This window comes from Waterburya sp., from assembly GCF_058530065.1.
In genome coordinates this window covers 1-1,904 of sequence record NZ_JBZNBU010000415.1, presented here as the reverse complement: position 1 = coordinate 1,904, position 1,904 = coordinate 1, and the positions used below count along the sequence as shown (strand labels likewise).

Sequence of the window (1,904 nt, the reverse complement as noted above, 5' to 3'; positions counted from 1 at the left end):
ATAATAGTAACTGAGACTCCTGTTCCTCTTCAGGGCGGTGCATCAAACCGTCAACAGTATGACGTAGAGTGTGTCGCCAAATATAGTCTTTGACCAAACAAGGTTCGATATAAACAAAAAAAGCGCGATCGTTGAGATTTTTTTTAAGACGAGTCAACAAATAACTTTTACCACATCCAGAGTCACCTACAAGCAAGATACTGCGAGTACGATTATCCTCGATAACATCTTGAAGCGTATTTTCAATATCTGCGATCGCCGATTGATGAATCGATTCAACCGTAGCAATATTGGATTTATTATCTTCAGTCCAAAAGTTACCCGTTGTGAAAGTTACTGTATCAAACGGATTGACTTCCCGTTGAATAATTTCTTGCAAAGTCGCCACATTAATACCTCTATTATTTCTATAATTTTTATTAAAAATTTTTAAAGCTTAAGTACAGATAATTAATTTACTTATTACTTTTTACTTCTTACTTCCTACTTTCCTAATTAACTATCAGAAAAAATAACGAACCACCAACATCTTGGGGAATACCCGCCTCTAATTGTTCGTTGGTATAGTGAACCGCTTCTACTAAAGAACCCAATTCCAATTTGTCTTGTCTTTGCAAACGATATAGTGCGTCATCTAATTCTTTTCTCGATAAAGATAGTTGCAATTTATCCCGCAGGTGAAAAATTGGTAAGTAATTATCCGTACCTAGTTCGCTGTCTAGTTCGATAATTGTTTGTAAAATATCCTCATCGGTTGGCTTTTTACCATTGATATCAACCTTTCTATCTACCGTAATATTAGATTGAGATACACTCGCACAGAGATTTTTACGTAAGAATCGCACATAATTATCGAGCAAACTAAGGCTTAAAACTGAAGCTGTACCTTTAGGATTGTATTCTTCTAGCAGAGTTTTCTTACCTCTTTCTGTTAGCCTAACTAGTTCTATTTTGGTGGCGGTGGCTGTAATCAAACCTCGTTCGACTAACTTAGTTATTAGTTCTTCTCTTTTCTGAGGAGGAGTAACTTTAGTTTTACCAGGAGTAATTACTTTATTAGCGCAAGCTTTGAGGATTTTTAGTTCATCAGTAGTAACTGGTAAATTATTAGCATCCACTTGCAGTAAAGCTTTACCAGCCGAATTAATCTTTATTTTGGTAATAGTTTCACTACAGGATACCAATTCGCGCTCGCGCAAATTCCGACAGATACTTTGTGTTTCTGAAACCTTCGTTTTACTATTCGGCTTTAGTTCGTTAATTTTGCCACAATAATCATTTTTCCCAATCAGCTTAAGGAGAAATTTTAATTCTTTGACTTCCATGTTTGGCAATAAGAATTCTTCTATTCCAGCTTATTCCCATAACTTTGGCGATTACACTGATATAAACACGGATTTTTCTTAATTTACTCTTTAGCCAAAAAATCTAAATATTAGTTTTAAGTGCGATCGCTTTGTCTGCTTTTTAAATCTTAGTTTTATTAGCTAAAGCATTATCTAAACTATCTTTTAACTCGGTTATATTCATCGTCCCGATATCTCCTTGCTGGCGGGTACGAATACTCAAAGTTTGGGTTTCAACTTCCCGTTTACCAACTACTGCCACTACAGGGATTTTTTCTAATTCGGCATTACGTATTTGTTTGCCCAAACGTTCCCCAGAACTATCTATTTCTACTCGATAACCAGACTGTTTTAGCATAGCAGCAACAGTTTCTGCGTATTCTCTTTGTGCTTCACTAACTGGTAGCAAGCGTAGCTGTATTGGTGCTAACCATAAAGGAAAATCCCCAGCATAGTTTTCGATTAGAATTCCGTAAAAACGCTCTAAAGACCCAAAAATTGCCCGATGAATCATAATCGGACGTTGACGAGAACCATCGGCTGCTACATATTCCATGT

At 36.2% G+C, this 1,904-nt stretch carries 2 protein-coding genes and 1 pseudogene; all 3 read right to left on the bottom strand.

All coding sequences use genetic code 11. From position 1 onward, the window contains the following. A pseudogene (locus AC33VI_RS23005) lies at positions 1-388 on the bottom strand (ATP-binding protein); the annotation flags it as partial. 103 nt (positions 389-491) lie between these two features. Further along, positions 492-1,325, bottom strand: coding sequence for a hypothetical protein (locus AC33VI_RS23000; RefSeq protein ID WP_491784592.1), 834 nt, complete (start codon positions 1,323-1,325; stop codon positions 492-494). 142 nt (positions 1,326-1,467) lie between these two features. Further along, positions 1,468-1,904 (bottom strand): His/Gly/Thr/Pro-type tRNA ligase C-terminal domain-containing protein (locus AC33VI_RS22995; protein WP_491784591.1); only part of this gene is annotated, 437 nt, incomplete at its 5' end.

What these genes read in the sequence shown, in the direction of transcription:
- AC33VI_RS23000 (WP_491784592.1), bottom strand. Translation starts at nt 1,325, where the DNA reads ATGGAAGTCAAAGAATTAAAATTTCTCCTTAAGCTGATTGGGAAAAAT.